The organism is Rhizosphaericola mali (assembly GCF_004337365.2).
Taxonomy (GTDB): domain Bacteria; phylum Bacteroidota; class Bacteroidia; order Chitinophagales; family Chitinophagaceae; genus Rhizosphaericola; species Rhizosphaericola mali.
Genome location: NZ_CP044016.1, coordinates 21,023 through 39,180 on the forward strand (window position 1 = coordinate 21,023; position 18,158 = coordinate 39,180).

Here is an 18,158-nt window from a genome sequence, read left to right on the forward strand (position 1 = left end):
ATGATTTACTTAGTCTTGAATATAAAACCAATGCCATATACATTGTTGATTTGGATACTTGCATCCTTTCCAAAATATTTTCTTAATCTAGAGATAAATACATCTAAACTTCTACCAAGAAAATAATCATTTTTGCCCCAAAGATCCACCAAAATATCTTCCCTTTTTAAAATAATATTTTGATGTGCAAATAAATATTCTAACAATTCTGCTTCTCTTAACGTTAGGGTAATATCTTTTCCTTTCACGTTGAGATGCAGTAAGGTTTTATTAAATTCGGTATCGCCTATTATTATTGCAGCATTATTAATGTTGAGTGCAGGATTATTTTCCATTACGTTTTTCTCAACATGATTATTTCTTTTTAGGATATTTTTAAGTCGAAGAACTAATTCATCGATATCAAATGGCTTCGTAATGTAATCATCCGCACCAATTTTTAAGCCTTTAATTTTATCATTTTTTTCTTTGCGAGCGGTTAAAAATATAAACGGTTTATCACTAATATTATTGATATGCTCTGCTAGTTCAAATCCATCCATTTCTGGTATCGACACATCTATTATGACTAAGTCGATTTCACTTTGATTGTTTGTGAAATATTCAAAAGCACTTTTTCCATTTGTTGACCATTCAACACTAAAGTCATTAATTTCGAGATATTGCTTGATCACACTTCCCAAATCTATTTCATCTTCAACAAAAAGTAATCTGTTCATTCTTAAATTTAATTTAGATAGTTATCACAAAGGTAGAACCTTCTGATGGGATACTTTCAATATTAACATCCCAATTATGCATTAATATACATTGTTTAACATAAAAAAGACCTAAACCTAATCCCCCTGCGCTGGTAAGCTTATTGTTATGTCTGTAAAATTTTTCAAATATACGTTTCTTTGTTTTTTCCGTCATTCCAATTCCATTATCCTGAATAGAGATTTGTATTTTTTTTTCTAATGTATATTCTAACTTGATATTAATTACTTTAAATTCTTGATTGTTATATTTTATTCCGTTGTCAATTATATTTTGTATCATAGTCGTAAACCAAAAAATATCAATAGGTATATTTTTTTCTACTTTTAAATTATTTATAAATTTTATTTCTTGGTATTTTGATAAAATTTTGGTTTTATAGTCTTCTATAATCGTATTTAATATTTCGCCAATATTTTGCTTTTGTTTATGACTATTTGCGGGATTGGATTTAGTCAAGTTTAATACTTGTCCAAATAAATCATTTAGCCTTTTAGTTTGTCTTTCGATAATATCTGTAAGTGTGCGACTTTTTGTAGTTTGAGTCAGAAAGGTTTCGTTCTGTAGCGATTTGTTTGCAATAATAATAGCAGTCAAAGGGGTGTTGAATTCATGAGAAATACTGTTGATGAAATCTTTTTGCATTTCTGCCAGTTTTTTCTGTTTGATCCAATTATTAAATGTAATAAAAAATAATATAATAATAGAAATAATAGAAGAAATTGAAAGTAAAAATGTGGGTAACATTTTTTCTAAAATGACAATTGCTCTGTTGTTATTTTCAATATGTAATGAAAATTCAATTCTGTATGACTTATCTGTTGGACTGCTTATAGTAAGTGCAGTAACCCTATTGTATGTTGTAGGGTTTTGTAAATCTCCTCCAATAATTTCACATTGATGTAGGTTATTGTAGGGGTATATTGTAATGTAACTATTTCTCTGAAATGCAACTTCAAATTTGTTAATAGCCAATGCATATTTGTATCCTTTCGAAAAATGATGTTTTATTTTTATGATAGAATCTAGTATTGATTTTAAATTATTATGTTTCTTCAAATGAGAAAAAATAGAAGTCATCATAGCTTTGGAATCAACCCTGAATTTAGATGGGTTTTTATTATAGTCGACTTCGAGAATGTCGATATTTTTATTAAAAACAGAATCAATAATATTACTTCCTCCTGGATACAGTTTGTCATTTACAATAGCTTTAGAGTAATCATTATTTATCATATCCCTTTCGTCAGAAAAGAAATGTTCTGATTTAATAGTGTAAGTATTGTATATTAAAAAAAATTGAACTGTAGACAAAATTACTATACTAAATACTGCAATAGTTATATATTTTAAGGATATCGCTTTCATATTTAAAAGTAAAAATACTTTTAAATATGAAAAATATTTTATTGTTTAAATTCCATTAACAAAGCATTCGTTATTTGTTATTAACTTTTTTTTATCAATTATTATAGTTTTACTTTAGAAAATATGACTGGTCTATCTTCCCTTATTTTATAACCTTATTAATGAGAATTATGACTTTGAAAAAACTGCGATTAGCTGTTTGTTTTGTTTTTTCAATCTTGTGTACATTTTTTATATTTTGTTTTTCGACTAAAGCTAATGCACAAGAAAAAATTACAATAACAGGGACTGTTCGTGATAACTTAAATGCTATTGTTAATGGAGCTTCTATTACTAATCTGAACTCTCATAAAGTTGTTTTAACAAGTAGTTCGGGTACATTTTCTATTGATGCCCACAGAGGAGATTCATTAAAAGCTTCCTATATTGGGTATCAAGATATCGTCTGGAAGTTTACAGATCTAATAAACTATGATTTAGTTTTAAATGCATCTTCAGGTAGTCTGAATGATGTAGTTGTTACTGGTTTTGGGCAAAAGGAGAGAAAGTCTAGTCTAGTTGGATCGATTGCAACTGTAAATGCTCAAGATTTACAACATCCTGTTGCTAATTTAAGTACGATGTTAGCTGGTCGTATAGCTGGTGTAGTAGGGGTTCAACGATCTGGTCTTCCTGGTAGTAATTCTGCGGATATATGGATTCGAGGTATTCAAAGTTTTGGTAGTAACCCAACAGGACCATTGATTATAGTCGACGGGGTTCAAGGCAGAAATATAAACGATTATGATCCTGAAGATATTCAATCTTTTTCTGTATTAAAAGATGCTGCGGCTACGGCCTTGTATGGTTCTTTAGGAGCCAATGGAGTTATTTTAATTACTACCAAAAGAGGAAGCGAAGCGAAAAGTCAAATTATGGGTCAATTTCTTCAAGGAATTACAACCTTTACTAAACTTCCAAAAATGGCTGATGCTGGGACGTTCATGAATCTAAAAAATGAAGCGGAGGAAGCTTCTGGATATGCGCCTAGTTATACTCAAGATTATATAGATAGCACTTTGGATCCTAATGCAAACCATTACGTTTATCCTAATGTAGACTGGTTTAAACAAGTATTCAAGAGTAGTTCTATGAATCGAAAAGCTACAGTAAGTGCAACAGGTGGCTCAGATAATACTCAATACTATGTTTCCCTTAACTACTATGATGAGACTTCTATGATAAAACAAGATCCTTCTCAGTCTCAGTATAATGCAGGTACAAGATTTTCTAGATATAATTTTACTTCAAATGTAGACATGAGATGGACGAAGACTACAAAGTTTTCTTTGTCTATTCAAGGATATATAACTTCTTTTAATCAACCAGGCACTGGCGCTGGTGGTAGTAATTACACACTAGGTTCTAGTTCTGGAGCCCAAGCAGCATTTTCAGATGCAATGAATGCAAGCCCTGTTAGAGTTCCTGCTTTTTATCCTGGAAATTTAGTTGCTGGAGTAGCCGAAGGGTCGACCCCTTCTCCAAATCCGTGGGCTTCTGTAACCCAGACTGGTTATGATAATATTTATACATCTCAATTAAATAGTACTCTATCATTACAACAAGATTTTGGGTTTTGGGTTAAAGGATTGTCGGCAAATGCTCAGTATTCCTTTGATAATGAGAGTCAGAACGAAAATTATAGAACAAGACAGAGAAGTATTTGGTATTTAAATCAGGCACAGCCGTATAATGCCGATGGTACACTCAATTTACAAGAAGTAATTGCTGGTTCAGATAATTTAAACTTTGGAAGACTGAGTGCCGGTAATCGTCAGAATACATTACAAGGGCAGATCAACTATAGTAGAAGTTTTGGAGAGCATCACGTAACTGGAATGTTGGTTTATAATCAATTAAGTTCGGTAGATCCATATCAGTCTAGTTATACTGCGTATATACCACACCATCAACAAAACTATGCGGCAAAATTGGGTTATTCTTATAAAAATACTTATTTGTTCGAGTTTAACCTTGGTTACAATGGTTCTGAAGATTATGCACCTAACAAAAGATTTGGATGGTTTCCAGCTCCGGGTGTAAGTTGGATAGTATCAAATGAAGACTTTTTTAAACCATTAAGCAAAGTATTTCAATATTTCAAAGTTAGATATACAGATGGCCTTTCTGGAGCACCTGGTACTGGTTTGAGATTTGGATATTTAACTTTTGTAACTACAGGAGCTAATGGCGCTTCATTTGGTACCGCGTCTTCATTAGTTAATTATAGTGGTGTTAATATATCTCAATATGGTGCAAATGTTCAATGGGCAGTTTCACATACTCGAGATTTAGGTGTTGATTTTCATACTGCGAATGATCATTTACAATTCGTGTTAGACTATTTTCACTCACATAGAACTAAAGTTTTTCTTTCTAGAGCCGATTTTCCTGATTATGCAGGACTACAATATCAACCAGTTGGTAATTTAGGGGTAGTTGATGCTTCTGGATTTGAAGGTCAAGTAACCTTGACTCCTATAAAAATTGGTAAAAATATGACTTTAGGGTTTAATGGTACATTTACTTATAATACCAATAAACTTGTTGATGATGATGAACCTTCTTATGCAGATCCATATCAGGATCGAAAAGGGCATAATATAAATGCACAATATGGTTATATCGCTGATGGGTTATTTAAAAATCAAGCACAAATCGATAATAGTGCTGATCAGAGTGCATTAGGTGGTAACCCAAGACCTGGAGATATAAAATATAAAGATTTGAATGGAGATGGAGTCATTAATCAATATGACCAAACAAAAATAAGCAATGGAGATGTTCCTAAATGGATTGCTGGCGCAGGATTTAATTTTACATATGGTGATTTTTATATAAGTGCATTCTTTCAAGCTAATATAGGTTCTTATAGAACTTTAAGTGGTATTGCTCAATCTCCTTTTGCTATGAGTGATGATGGGAATGTATTTGCTAATGCAACTGATAGATGGACTCCGGAAAATCCGATAGAAAATCCATTTTATCCAAGATTAGGTTATGGATCTAATGCAAATGCTAATAATGATGTAGCTAGTACATGGTGGGTAAAAAATATCAGTTTTGTACGTTTCAAAACTTTAGATATTGGCTATAACTTTAAAAACAGATCATGGATGAAAAGTATGGGAATGCGCAACTTACAAGTATATTTTGATGGGATTAATTTGATGTATTGGAGCCCTTTTAAACTATGGGATCCAGAGTTGAATACTGGTAATGGTAATGTTTATCCTAATACAAGAAACTTATCTATCGGAGTAAGAGCTAATTTCTAATTCAATTTTTAACTATTATATACTTAAGATGAAAAAAAGACTCAATTATATTGTTTTAATGATCTTGATGCTATTTACGTTTGGGTCATGTAAAAAGTATCTAAATACGGTACCTACTGGACTGTTAGTAGAGGATAGTATATTTACTTCATTAACAAATACAAATGCCTATTTGGCACAAGTGTATGCAAATTTGCCTGATGAATTTTATCAAAGATTTGCACCTAATAGTAATGCTGGACCATGGATGGGGGCATCAGATGAAGCGAATAACTATTCACAACTATTTATCATGTCTAATCAATTAAATCAAAGTAGCTGGGATGCGACTGTTGGTGGTACTTATTGGAGTAATTTTTATAAACCTATTAGAACGGCTACCGATTTTATCGCTAAAATTGATGGGGCAAATTCTGTCGAAGTATCCGATTTTTTAAAAGCTCATTTTAAGGGTGAAGCGAGAGCACTAAGAGCAATTTATTATTTTTGGATGTTAAGATTGTATGGTCCAATACCAATTTTGTCAAGTGAAATAGATGCAAATGCTACAGGAGACGCAATTTACTTTGCAAGAACACCATTTGACTCATGTGTAAGTTACATATCTAATCAATTGGATACTGCTTATAATGAAATTGAGTCCGTTTCTAATACAAGTCATCCTGCAGATCAGCCAATTAGTATTGGTAGTACAATTGAATATGGTCGTATTACATCTGGAGTATGTAAGGCTTATAAGGAACAAGTATTGATGTTAGCGGCTAGTCCTTTGTTTAATGGGAATTCTGATTATGCATCTTTAAGAAATACAGATGGTACGCAACTTATACCACAGACGTATGATGCAAATAAATGGAAAACTGCCGCAGCCGCAGCCAAAGCTTTTATTGATGAATTTGATCCTGTAACTTATAGTTTATACACTTCTACTGGCTCTGATAGCTTTACAAATGCATATAACGCTTGTAAAAATGTCGTAACTACTGAATGGAATAGTGAATGGATATGGGGGAGAGCAAATAGCAGTTTTGGTACTTTAGCTTATGATATTACGCCAAAATTGGTTGGATATAACTCTAGTGTTCAAAAAGGAGGCGGATTCTTAGCAGTAAATCAATCCATGGTGGATGCCTACTTTATGAAAAATGGTCGTACTATTGACGATCCTCAGTCTGGATATCAGACGTCCGGAACATCTATGTTTAAATCGCCATATGATGTTCAAACTAGAAGCACATTTAACCAATGGGTGGGGCGGGAACCCAGATTTTACGTGGGAGTTACTTATAACAATAGTTATTGGATGGATCAAGGGAGTAGTTCTGATGAAGTAATTGTTAATTATGAATTACATGGTAATTCGGGTCGTTCACAAAGTACAACGGATGTCTCTTCTACAGGTTATAATGTTAGAAAACATTTGACAGTTTCGCATAATAGTAGATCATGGTGCTATATTCGTTTGGCAGAAATTTATTTAGATTATGTGGAAGCCTTAAATGAGTCTGATCCAGGGAATACCGATATCTTAAAGTATTTGAATTTAATTAGAATTAGAGCGGGAATTCCTGCTTATGGGACAGGTAGCCTTTCTGCGCCGGGGTCTCAAACTGCCATGAGAACTGCAATATGGCACGAAAGGCAAATTGAATTAGCTTTTGAAGATGTTAGATATTTTGATATAAGACGCTGGAAAATCGCTGCACAGACTATGGGACAAGATGTATATGGTATGAATGTGTATGCTGACGGTGATGCATTCTATACTAAAACACTTGCTGAAAGAAGACGCTTTTTGTCAAGAGATTATTTATGGCCAATACCGAATAGTGAAATTTTAAAGGATAAACTATTGATTCAAAACCCAGGTTGGTAATTTCAAGTAAAAAATAATTATTAAAATGACTACACTTTATATGTATTTAAAAAAGGGTTTAACTATATTTTTGATTTTAGGAGTATTGATATGTGTTTTTATAGCAAGTTGTGTGAAAGACAATAAATTATATTCTCCAGAAGAAGGAAATATCTATATGCCACAAGCATATGCAGATAAAGCAAATTTGTCTTTGTTCGTTTTAGATACTCCTCAAGTGATTACTTTAGGAGCAGCATATTCCGGATTTAATTCAGCATCTACCAATATTCAAGCCGACTTCGAAGTTGATACTTCATTAATTGCTGCATATAATACGGAATATGAATATCTAGGATATCATTATTATGCAATCCCAGATTCGGCATATGATCTGTCCGCACTTACTACAACTTTAAAAGCAGGAACTACAACGTCAGATCCTATTTCACTTTCAATAACCACTAGTAAATTACTTTTGGGTAGACATTATTTATTACCTATACGGTTAAAGAGTGTTTCTTTAGGGAAATTGGATACAAGTTTGTCGATCGCCTATTTTAAGATTGATACGTTAAGTATTCGATCAAAAGATATTACCTCTAGTGCAACATTTTCATTTAATTATGATGATGCCCCTTCTTATGGTGATGCTGGTGAATCAGCAAGCCATTTAGTAGATAGTAACTATACAACTAAATACTTATTATTTACTTATCATCCAGATATGTATGTACAGTTACGTTATTCACAGCCGACAGTAATAAATGCTTACACATTAACCTCTGGAGGTGATGCACCAGAAAGAGATCCACGTGATTGGACTTTTGAAGGCTCAAACGACGGGACAAGTTGGACTGTGCTTGATACAAGGACTTATCAATCATTTGCTAATAGAACTGAAACAATTCAATTCAATACATCTAATACCACTGCTTATTCGATATATAGATTGAATATAACGAGTAATAATAATGGAGGTTCTGGACTTTTTCAATGTGCAGAATGGAGACTTTTACAATTCTATTAATAGAGTGAAGTATTGTGTTTAAAATTTATTTTATGAAAATTACTATAATAAACATAGTTATAGTTTTACTTTTTAGTGCTTCTTGCTCTAAAAAAGATACAACTATCACAACAAGTACTACAACCCCAGTAAAAACAGATAGCTCTACGGTACAAACTGTTAATTATGCAGATAGCTCTTATAGTGATTTGATGCCATATTCAAGTGGAAGTACATATTCTTCTAAAACTCCTATGGGTATTCATTTTGAGGGATTACATCAAACTACAGCTGCGGATACTATATGGTTAAATGATCCAGCAAAAGAACCATCTATTCCGGCATCTACTTCTGGTTTGCATTGGGCTACAATAGCAGTCAATTTATTTTCTTATAAAGATCCAGATCCTGTGGAAGTGAATCAACATGCTATTGGTGATTGTGATGGCTTAGCTGCGATGGCTTGTATGGCTTATGAAGCGCCAGATTTTATCAAGCAATTAATTATTGATAATGGCAATGGAACGTATACAGTCTCTATGTTTGATCCTAGTGGTAAAGCTATAAAAGTAAGTGTGTCATCTATGTTTTTGGCTGGGGCCAACGGAGAAATTGAAGCCTGTTCTGGTCAAGGAAGTAATACTGCTACTTGGGCAACTGTGTTAGAAAAAGCAATCATGAAATATAATGATATATATAAATTTATTTCGGATATAGGAGGTATCGGAAGTGAATATGCTACGCCTTTATTTACTGGTATTGGTAATAGTTTTGCTTTTTCTCCTGGCTCCCTAACTCCTACGCATTTGCAAAAAGTAGTTAAAATCGCTTTGGCTAAGGGGCAGTTTGTAACAGGAGGTTTTACTAAAGAAAACGTGTTGATTGGCGCCGACTACACTGTTACAGGACATGCTTATACTGTATTAATTTCAACTGATTCAGCTTCATTGTTTTCCATGAGAAATCCATGGGGTTTTAGTCCTTCCCCAACTGGTTATATTCAAGATAATGGTGTTTTGAATATTCCAAATGTTGGAAGTAAAAGTTCATTGATAGATGTGAGAATTATTGACCCTGGACTGGCAGGTTCAAAAGGAACAACAAAAGCTTATCAGAAGCCTAAAATTTAATAGGCTTTAACCCTATATTAAAGCCTATTAACATTCTATTCAAATTTCATTTCGTTAACTTTCAATTTCAAAATTTAACGAAATGAAATTTCTTTTTTCTATTGCTTTGCTTTTTTTAGTTTCTTTCGGATATAGCCAGGTTTCCAAAGCTCCTGCTTATCCTTTGATTAATCATTCCACTTATTTTAGTATTTGGTCTATGACTGACTCGCTCAATCAGAATACGACTAAACATTGGACTGGCGTAAATCAACCTTTCGTTGGTTACTTGAATGTGGATGGTACACAATATCGTTTTTTAGGGAAGTCCGCAGTTCGGTATAAAACAATTCTTCCAGTAGCCAATGATAATAAAATTCCAGTGAGTTATACAGAATCTCTTCCGAAAGGGGATTGGACAAGAGGATATGTTGATGGTTGGAATAATGGAAACCTTCCTTTTTCTGACAATTTGGATAACAAAAATGCTTCTAGTTGGAAGTCTAAAGATTTATGGGTTGTCAGAAAATTTGAATTAAATAAATTACCAAGTGCTGATCTATATTTAAAAATGTTTCATGACGATAATGTAGAAGTTTATTTAAATGGACAACAGATTTTTAAAAAAGAGGGTTGGAACAATAGTTTAGAATATTTTCTATTAGAGGAGAAGGCTAAAACTTTTTTGAAAAAAGGCACCAATGTATTGGCTGTGCATGTTGAGAATACGAAAGGAGGTGCTTATCTTGATTTTGGATTGAGTGAGTCTATCCCAGATAATATAAAAAGTCAACTGGCTATACAAAAATCCATTAATATCACCGCTACAAAAACGGACTATACTTTTCAGTGTGGCAAGGTGGAGTTGACGGCGTCCTTTTTGTCTCCATTATTGTTAAATGATTTGCAACTATTGTCACAGCCGATTTCTTATGTAACATTTGATGCCAATGCAAATGATGGCAAAATACACCAAGTCTCTTTGGAATTAAATGTTTCTAGTGATTTAGTGGTGGATCATTCAGGAGAGAAAGTTCAAGGTGTACTACAGAAATCAAATGAATTACAATGGGTAAAAATGGGTTCTCAATCTCAAAATATATTACAGAAGACAGGGGATAATGTAAGAATGGATTGGGGGTATTTATATGTTGCTATACCAAACCAAAAGGAAAATGTGATTCGTTTTTCTAATAAAAAAAGTACAACCAATATAGAGAGTAGCCAACTGGATGCCATAATCCAAATAAACTATGGGAAAATTGGGAAAACTACAATTTCTAAAACGATCGCACTAGGATATGATGAGTTATACAGTATCCAATATTTTCACAATGATTTAAAACCTTATTGGACCAAATTCGCTAAGGATGTTCCAGATATGATCACTTCGGGATTTAAAAATCTTGTAAGTATACAAAAAAAATCCGATCAGTGGGATCATAAAATTTACCAAGATGCACTTGCAGCAGGAGGGGAGGAGTATGCTAAATTATGCGTACTTGCTTATCGTCAAAGTATTTCAGCACACGCTTTAGTCGAAAGCCCTAAAAAAGAAATCTTATTTTTCTCAAAAGAAAATTTTAGTGGGGGCTTTGTCAATACTGTAGATGTGACTTATCCTTCAGCTCCACTATATTTGACCTATAATCCCCAACTGATGGAGGGCATGCTCAATGGTATTTTTGAATATTCTGAGTCGGGACGGTGGAAAAAACCATTTCCTGCGCATGATCTAGGCAATTATCCATTAGCAAATGACCAAACTTACGGAGAAGATATGCCAGTGGAAGAAGCTGGTAATATGATGATACTGACTGGTGCAATTGTGAAAGCAAATAAAAGTATTGATTATGCCAAGATCCATTGGAAGACTTTGTCTATATGGGTTGATTTTTTAGTGAAAGATGGTTTTGATCCTGCAAATCAATTATGTACGGATGATTTTGCAGGACATCTAAGTCGCAATGCTAATTTATCTCTTAAAGCTATTATGGGTATTCGTACTTATAGTTATCTTGCTGGTTTAATGGGTGAAAAAGAATTGTCAGATAAATATTTGACTATAGCCAAGGATATGGCAATAAAGTGGCAAAAAATGGCAGATGAAGGAGATCATTATGCCTTAACCTTTGATAAAGGAAATACATGGAGTCAAAAATATAATCTTGTTTGGGATAAAATTATGGGATATCATTTATTTCCCGATAGTATTTCTCAGAAAGAAATTCGTTTTTATCTTTCTAAACAAAATAAATATGGAATTCCATTAGATAGTCGAAAAACATATACAAAATCTGATTGGATCGTTTGGTCTGCATGTATGGCTGATAAAAAAGCTGATTTTGAAAAATTAATCGCACCTATTTATAGATATAGTCAAGAGACGCCAACTCGAGTTCCTTTAGGTGATTGGCATGAGACACTAGATGGAAAACAAGTAGGATTTCAGGCTAGAAGCGTCGTGGGTGGCTATTTTATGAAAGTGTTAGAAGAAAAATTTAATAAATAAGAGGAATGAAAACAGTTTTAGTCTCGCTCATTGCGATAATTCCGATATTGGGATTTGCTCAAAAGAAAAAAGATTTGAAATCATCTGGTAATCCAATTTTTCCAGGTTGGTATGCTGATCCAGAGGCTATTGTTTATGGGAAAGAATATTGGGTATTTCCGACCTATTCTGATAAGTATGAAAATCAAGTATTTTTTGATGCCTTTTCTTCCAAGGATCTAGTACATTGGACTAAGCACAAGGATGTTTTGGATTCTTCTAACGTAAAGTGGGCAAAACAAGCAATGTGGGCACCTGCTGTATTAGAAAAAGATAAAAAGTATTATTTATTTTTTGGTGCAAATGATATACATCCAGGCGAGGTGGGCGGTATTGGTGTCGCTGTGGCAAATAAACCAGCAGGTCCTTATAAAGATCTGTTAGGGAAACCATTGATAGATACGATTGTAAATGGTGCACAGCCAATTGATCAATTTGTATTCAAAGATAAAGAAGGTCAATATTATATGTTTTATGGTGGTTGGGGGCATTGTAATGTCGTTCGTCTCAAGTCTGATTTTTCAAAATTAGTTCCATTCTCAGATGGAACGCTATACAAAGAGGTGACACCAAAAAACTATGTTGAGGGACCTTTTATGTTTGAACGTAAAGGGATTTATTATTTTATGTGGTCAGAAGGAGGCTGGACTGGACCAGATTATAAAGTTGCCTATTCTATGTCTGAAAATCCGCTGGGACCATTTAAACGTATCGGAACTGTCTTGGTTCAAAATTTTGATATAGCGAATGGCGCAGGACATCATTCTATTATTCATAATCCGAAATCAGACAAGTATTATATTGTTTATCATCGTAGACCAAATGGAGAAACCGCTGCAAATCATAGAGAGACTTGTATTGAAGAAATAAATTTTGATAAAGATGGTAAGATAATTCCAGTTAACATAAGTAAGTCAGGAGTGAAGATGGATGGTTTGTAAATAGGTGAAAAAATGCATTTTTCATTCTATTTACAATTCATTTGAAATTGATTGACTAGTTATAAGGTAATCTATAAATATCTTCACCACTTCTGACTAATAGATATTTATGTATGCAATATAAAAAAGTTTGTAACTGCTTAGTGGGGATTTTCATTTTGATGAATGCACGCGGACAATCCGTTTATAAGGATTTAACTAAATATGTAAATCCATTAATAGGTACGGGTGCTGTAGATAAAAATAGCCTTTCTGGTAGCAATTTTCCAGGGCCGACTTTGCCTTTTTCTATGGTACAGCTCAGTCCTGATACGGAAGATGCGCCCGACGATCCCGCTTCAGGATATGATTATTACGCAAAAACAATTGTGGGATTTAGTCATACACATTTGAGTGGCACTGGAGTTTCTGATTTATTTGATATATTATTAATTCCTACAAATGGGCGACTGTATATGTCACCAGGAACAGTTGATAAGAAAAAACCTGGTTTTCGCTCAACCTTTTCACATCAGGACGAGCAAGCAATCCCCGGATATTATCAAGTGAAGTTGACGGATTATGGCATAAATGCAGAGTTGACATCCTCTGCACATGTAGGTATGCATCGTTATACATTTTCTGAAAAAGATAGCTCAAGGATTATTATTGATCTAGATCATTCGTTAAATAAAAAACGTACCTATTGGTCTTGTAAGATATTGGATGCTCAGATTAAAGTCATCGCTCCCAATGCAATTGAGGGTTATAGAATAATTACTGGTTGGGCCAATATGCGAAAGGTGTATTTTCATATTGAATTTTCCAAACCATTCAAAGATGTGTTATTTGCCAATGGTAATGGGGCTCCTAAATTAAATACTATTCTTAATGGTAATGCGCTAAAAGCTGCGGCTGAATTTGACACAAAACCTGGTGAACAAATTCTATCCAAGGTCGCATTATCTGCAGTCAGTATAGAGAACGCTCGTGAAAATATGCAAGCAGAAATTCCAAATTGGGATTTTGATCAGGTAAAACAAAATGCACATGATATTTGGGAAAAAGAATTAGATAAAATTGCAATTGACGGTACAGATTCTCAAAAAACTATTTTCTATACAGCACTATATCATGCATTTACACAACCAAATAATATTGCGGATGTAAATGGGGATTATATGGCAACAGACTATACAATTCACAAAGCGGAAGATAAAACGCATTATTCTACATTTTCTATTTGGGATACTTATAGAGCAGCCAACCCGTTGTATTCTTTGATCGCGCCTAAGAAATCTGGAGCGTTTATTAATAGCATGTTACGTCAATATCAGACCTATGGTTTTCTTCCTATTTGGCAATTATGGGGCGAGGAAAACTATTGTATGATTGGCAATCATTCCATTCCTGTTATAGTAGATGCGGTGATGAAAGGAATTGGTGGATTTAATGTTGATTCAGCTTATGAAGCAGTGAAAAATTCATCTTTGAGAGATCATCAAGGTTCGCCTTTTTCAGTATGGGAAAAATATCACTATATACCGGAAAATATACAATCTCAATCTGTATCTATAGCGTTGGAGATGTCTTTTGACGATTGGTGTGTAGCTCAATTTGCAAAACATTTGGGTAAAACTGCAGACTATAATTATTTTATGCAAAGAGCGCAATACTATAAAAACTTGCATAATAAACAAACGAACTTTTTCCAAGCTAAAAATAGTGATGGTCAATGGTTGCCCAAATTTAATCCTTTAGATTATGGTGGCAACGGCGGCAGTCCTTTTACAGAAGGAAATGCATGGCAATACTATTGGTATGTGCCACAGGATGTTCCTAGCTTGATTGATATTACAGGAGGAAAAGAAGCATTTACACAGAAATTGGATACCTTTTTTACTTTAGTTGACAAGAGTGGCGAGACGAATGGCAATGCTTCTGGTTTCATTGGTCAGTATGCGCACGGTAATGAGCCTAGTCATCATGTAACTTATTTGTATGATTATGCAGGTCAACCTTGGAAAACGCAGTATTATGTATCCAAAGTTCTACGAGAACAATATACAACTGCTAGTTCGGGTTATTCTGGTAATGATGATTGTGGGCAAATGTCCGCTTGGTACATATTTAGTTCTATGGGATTTTATCCTGTAAATCCAGCTAGTGGTGTTTATGCGATTGGTTCCCCTATTTTGAAATCAGCGACGATTACCCTCCCTAATGGTAAAATTTTTACTATAAAAACAAAAAATGTATCTGATCAGAATTTTTATATCGAGAAGATTAAATTAAATGGTAAAGATTATCCATATTCTTACATTACTCAAACAGTGTTAGATCAAGGAGGAACTATGGAATTTGAGATGGGTAATAAACCTAATAAAAAAAGAGCAATTAATACAAATGCCTACCCATTGGAGTGGGGATATAATACTAAATAAAACATTTATATGGGAAAAAATAATATAGTTAAAATTGTATGTACAGCAGCAATAGGAATTGCTACTTTTAGTAATTCATTTGCACAGCATAAAAAACATAGTTGGGATGTGATTGATACTGCTGGAATAGTTAGTAGTGATACGATTAAGAAAGATGGAATTACATTGGTGTTTATCAATAAAGATCCAAATTTTGATCCTGCAGTTGCAAAAAGGATGGAAGAAACTTTTTTTACGATTTATCCCAAAGAATGTAAAATTTACAATCCAAAATCTCGTAAAGACGTTACCATGTTTATTGATCCAACCTACGATGGTGTCGCCGCAACCGGAGGTGGTTTAATGAGAGTGAATCCTGAATGGATGCATAAGCATCCAGAAGATATTGATGTAGTAACACATGAGGCGATGCATATTGTACAAGGTTATCCAAGATATGAACCAATATGGGTGACTGAAGGTATTGCGGACTATGTAAGAGCAACATTGGGTGTGGATAATGCAGGCGCAAACTGGAAATTGCCCGACTATAATCCCAAACAAAGTTATAAAAATTCCTATCGTATAACTGCACGCTTTTTTATATGGTTAACGAAAAATAAGAATAAATTAATAATAGAAAAATTGGACGCTGCTATGCGTGATAATACGTACACAGATGCATTTTGGAAAAACCAAACGGGTAAAACTATCGACGAGCTATGGGCAGAATATGGTGCAAATCCAGTAATTTAACGCCATGATAAAAAAGAGATTTCCAATTTATGGTATTTTATTCGGTGTATTTGTCTTAAATATTTCTTTTGCACAAAATAAAAAGGAAGATGTTGCCTCCCTTGTAAATGTGTTTTTAGGTACAAGTGCTGATCATGGACAAATGTCCCCTGCTGCGTCCTATCCGTTTAGCATGGTAAGTATTGGACCGCAGACATATCCACATCAACATACAGGTTATGAGTACGCCGCTAAAAAATTTGACGGATTTACTCATACACGTGTGGAAGGTGTTGGTTGTATGGGCAGTGGTGGAAATCTCCTAATCAAACCATATTTAGGCGAATATTCGGATACTTCTTTGTTATTGAAACTTGCACAGAATGCAGGCGCTGGATATTACGATGTGGCATTTACCAATGGAATTAAAGTGCATCTTGCAGCTGCGGAAAATACAGGAAAAGAAATGTATCATTTTCCAAAGGGGGAAAAAGGATTTTTCTTTGATCTGAGTCATACATTGGCTAATGGATTTGTTGCTGAGGAACACTCGTTGAAAGGAAATGCTATTTCTGGTTGGATTGATGCCCACACAACTTGTGGCGTAGGTACCTATAGATTGTTTTATTATTTACAATTGAGTGGTAATGCTGCATGGAAGGAATTGGGGAATCATAAATTATCTGCGCAAATTTCCGACCCTAGTCAAGATATAACTGCACTAGTTGGTCTATCAGATGTGGATGTTAATTATGCGAAAGCTTCTGCATTAAAAGGTTCCAATTGGAATGTTCAAACTGCCGCACATCAATCTTGGAATAGTTTGCTCGGACGTATCAAAGTACATGGCGATAAAGAACGTGAAAAACTTTTTTACTCTTTATTGTATCGTACGATGCAATCTCCATATTTGATATCAGAAGCTGACGGCTCATACAGAAATACAGGTGGAGAATTGAAAAAATCCGCTACGCAAATGTATAATGGTTGGTCCGTCTGGGATAACTATAAAACGCAATTGCCTTTATTGTCTTTATTTTATTCGGATAAATATCAAGGCATGGTGACTTCGCTTGCTAATTTGTATTTAGCGGGGAAAAAAGACTATGCGACACAACATGAACCAACAAATACAGTCCGTACAGAACATACTGTTGTTGTATTGCTAGATGCTTACAATAAAGGTTACAAAGTGCCATTTGCAGAGATTATTGATAGTGTAAAACAAGAAGTGGATCATTTAGATTTTTCTAGTCCGGATAAAAGTTTGGAATATAGTTACGATACTTGGGCATTGAGTGAAATTTATAAAATTTTAGGAAATAAGACTGAGGCGGATCATTATTTGCAAAAAGCATTAGACTATAAACAATATTGGAAAAAGGATTTCCAAGATATGACCAAAAATGATGTAGATCGTGTCGGTACACGTCATTTGTACCAAGGTACAATCTGGCAGTATAGATGGTTTGTCCCTTTTGATATACAAGGACTCATTGATCTGGATGGTGGAAAAAATGAATTTACTGATAAGCTATCGTATTTCTTCGATCATGATTTATATAATCATGCAAATGAACCAGATATTCAAGTTCCTGCCTTATTTAATGCATCATCTACTCCTTGGAGAGCACAAGAATGGATGCACAAATTAGCAGTGGATTCCGTTGTGCAGTATTATTTTAATGATAATTCAAAAGGTATTGATCCCTTCATTGACCGCATTTATAAAAATGTACCTCAGGCGTATATTCGTACGATGGATGATGATGCAGGAGCTAATTCGGCTTGGTTTGTTTTGGCAGCTTGTGGGATTTATCCTGCCTGCGTTGGTTTACCAGAATATTACTTAAATGTGCCATTATTTCCACAAATTGATATATCTTTTCCCACTGGTAAAAAATTATCCGTTGAAGTAGCGGATTTTAGTGATAAAAACTACTATATTCAAAATGTTTGGCTAAATGGTAAATTATTGGAAGGCAATACTTTATCACAACAGGAATTGTCTAAAGGAGGTATTTTGAAAATTTTGGCTGGAAATAAACCCAACAAGACTTGGGGTACGAAATCTCCATTTGTTACAAAACTTGAATTGAATAAATAAAATAT

11 protein-coding genes are annotated in these 18,158 nt (G+C 34.0%); 9 read left to right on the forward strand and 2 right to left on the reverse strand.

Annotated elements, in window-relative coordinates; genetic code table 11:
* Positions 1 to 5: 5 nt before the first annotated feature.
* The gene (locus tag E0W69_RS00095) at positions 6 to 719 is read right to left on the reverse strand and encodes a response regulator transcription factor (protein ID WP_131328014.1); all 714 of its coding nucleotides are present in this window, start codon (positions 717 to 719) and stop codon (positions 6 to 8) included.
* Between the two features lie 13 nt (positions 720 to 732).
* On the reverse strand, positions 733 to 2,127 hold the full coding sequence (locus E0W69_RS00100) for a sensor histidine kinase (RefSeq protein ID WP_131328015.1): 1,395 nt from the start codon (positions 2,125 to 2,127) through the stop codon (positions 733 to 735).
* Between the two features lie 218 nt (positions 2,128 to 2,345).
* Between E0W69_RS00100 and E0W69_RS00105 the strand changes: the two genes are divergently transcribed.
* The 9 genes from E0W69_RS00105 to E0W69_RS00145 all read left to right on the forward strand — a co-directional run bounded on the left by E0W69_RS00105 (position 2,346) and on the right by E0W69_RS00145 (position 18,153).
* Positions 2,346 to 5,444 (forward strand): SusC/RagA family TonB-linked outer membrane protein, encoded by a 3,099-nt coding sequence (locus E0W69_RS00105; protein WP_225321345.1) that lies wholly within the window; start codon positions 2,346 to 2,348, stop codon positions 5,442 to 5,444.
* Between the two features lie 28 nt (positions 5,445 to 5,472).
* A complete protein-coding gene (locus E0W69_RS00110) occupies positions 5,473 to 7,320 on the forward strand; it encodes a RagB/SusD family nutrient uptake outer membrane protein (protein ID WP_131328017.1) in 1,848 nt (615 codons plus the stop codon).
* Positions 7,321 to 7,345: 25 nt separating this feature from the next.
* Positions 7,346 to 8,329, forward strand: coding sequence for a BT_3987 domain-containing protein (locus E0W69_RS00115; RefSeq protein WP_131328018.1), 984 nt, complete (start codon positions 7,346 to 7,348; stop codon positions 8,327 to 8,329).
* A 32-nt stretch (positions 8,330 to 8,361) separates the two neighbouring features.
* On the forward strand, positions 8,362 to 9,438 hold the full coding sequence (locus E0W69_RS00120; protein WP_131328019.1) for a C2 family cysteine protease: 1,077 nt from the start codon (positions 8,362 to 8,364) through the stop codon (positions 9,436 to 9,438).
* 82 nt (positions 9,439 to 9,520) lie between these two features.
* Complete coding sequence (locus E0W69_RS00125) at positions 9,521 to 11,929, forward strand: glutaminase domain-containing protein (protein ID WP_131328020.1); 2,409 nt, start codon at positions 9,521 to 9,523, stop codon at positions 11,927 to 11,929.
* Positions 11,930 to 11,934: 5 nt separating this feature from the next.
* Positions 11,935 to 12,909, forward strand: coding sequence for a glycoside hydrolase family 43 protein (locus E0W69_RS00130; protein WP_131328021.1), 975 nt, complete (start codon positions 11,935 to 11,937; stop codon positions 12,907 to 12,909).
* Positions 12,910 to 13,022: 113 nt separating this feature from the next.
* On the forward strand, positions 13,023 to 15,332 hold the full coding sequence (locus E0W69_RS00135; RefSeq protein WP_131328022.1) for a GH92 family glycosyl hydrolase: 2,310 nt from the start codon (positions 13,023 to 13,025) through the stop codon (positions 15,330 to 15,332).
* Between the two features lie 9 nt (positions 15,333 to 15,341).
* Positions 15,342 to 16,067 carry a basic secretory protein-like protein gene (locus E0W69_RS00140; protein WP_131328023.1) on the forward strand — a complete coding sequence of 242 codons (726 nt, stop codon included), beginning with the start codon at positions 15,342 to 15,344 and terminating at the stop codon, positions 16,065 to 16,067.
* A gap of 4 nt (positions 16,068 to 16,071) precedes the next feature.
* Positions 16,072 to 18,153 carry a glycoside hydrolase domain-containing protein gene (locus E0W69_RS00145; RefSeq protein ID WP_131328024.1) on the forward strand — a complete coding sequence of 694 codons (2,082 nt, stop codon included), beginning with the start codon at positions 16,072 to 16,074 and terminating at the stop codon, positions 18,151 to 18,153.
* Positions 18,154 to 18,158: the final 5 nt, after the last annotated feature.

Coding starts and splice junctions, on each gene's coding strand:
- E0W69_RS00095 (WP_131328014.1), bottom strand. CDS start 719: ATGAACAGATTACTTTTTGTTGAAGATGAAATAGATTTGGGAAGTGTG.
- E0W69_RS00100 (WP_131328015.1), bottom strand. CDS start 2,127: ATGAAAGCGATATCCTTAAAATATATAACTATTGCAGTATTTAGTATA.
- E0W69_RS00110 (WP_131328017.1), top strand. CDS start 5,473: ATGAAAAAAAGACTCAATTATATTGTTTTAATGATCTTGATGCTATTT.
- E0W69_RS00115 (WP_131328018.1), top strand. CDS start 7,346: ATGACTACACTTTATATGTATTTAAAAAAGGGTTTAACTATATTTTTG.
- E0W69_RS00120 (WP_131328019.1), top strand. CDS start 8,362: ATGAAAATTACTATAATAAACATAGTTATAGTTTTACTTTTTAGTGCT.
- E0W69_RS00125 (WP_131328020.1), top strand. CDS start 9,521: ATGAAATTTCTTTTTTCTATTGCTTTGCTTTTTTTAGTTTCTTTCGGA.
- E0W69_RS00130 (WP_131328021.1), top strand. CDS start 11,935: ATGAAAACAGTTTTAGTCTCGCTCATTGCGATAATTCCGATATTGGGA.
- E0W69_RS00135 (WP_131328022.1), top strand. CDS start 13,023: ATGCAATATAAAAAAGTTTGTAACTGCTTAGTGGGGATTTTCATTTTG.
- E0W69_RS00140 (WP_131328023.1), top strand. CDS start 15,342: ATGGGAAAAAATAATATAGTTAAAATTGTATGTACAGCAGCAATAGGA.
- E0W69_RS00145 (WP_131328024.1), top strand. CDS start 16,072: ATGATAAAAAAGAGATTTCCAATTTATGGTATTTTATTCGGTGTATTT.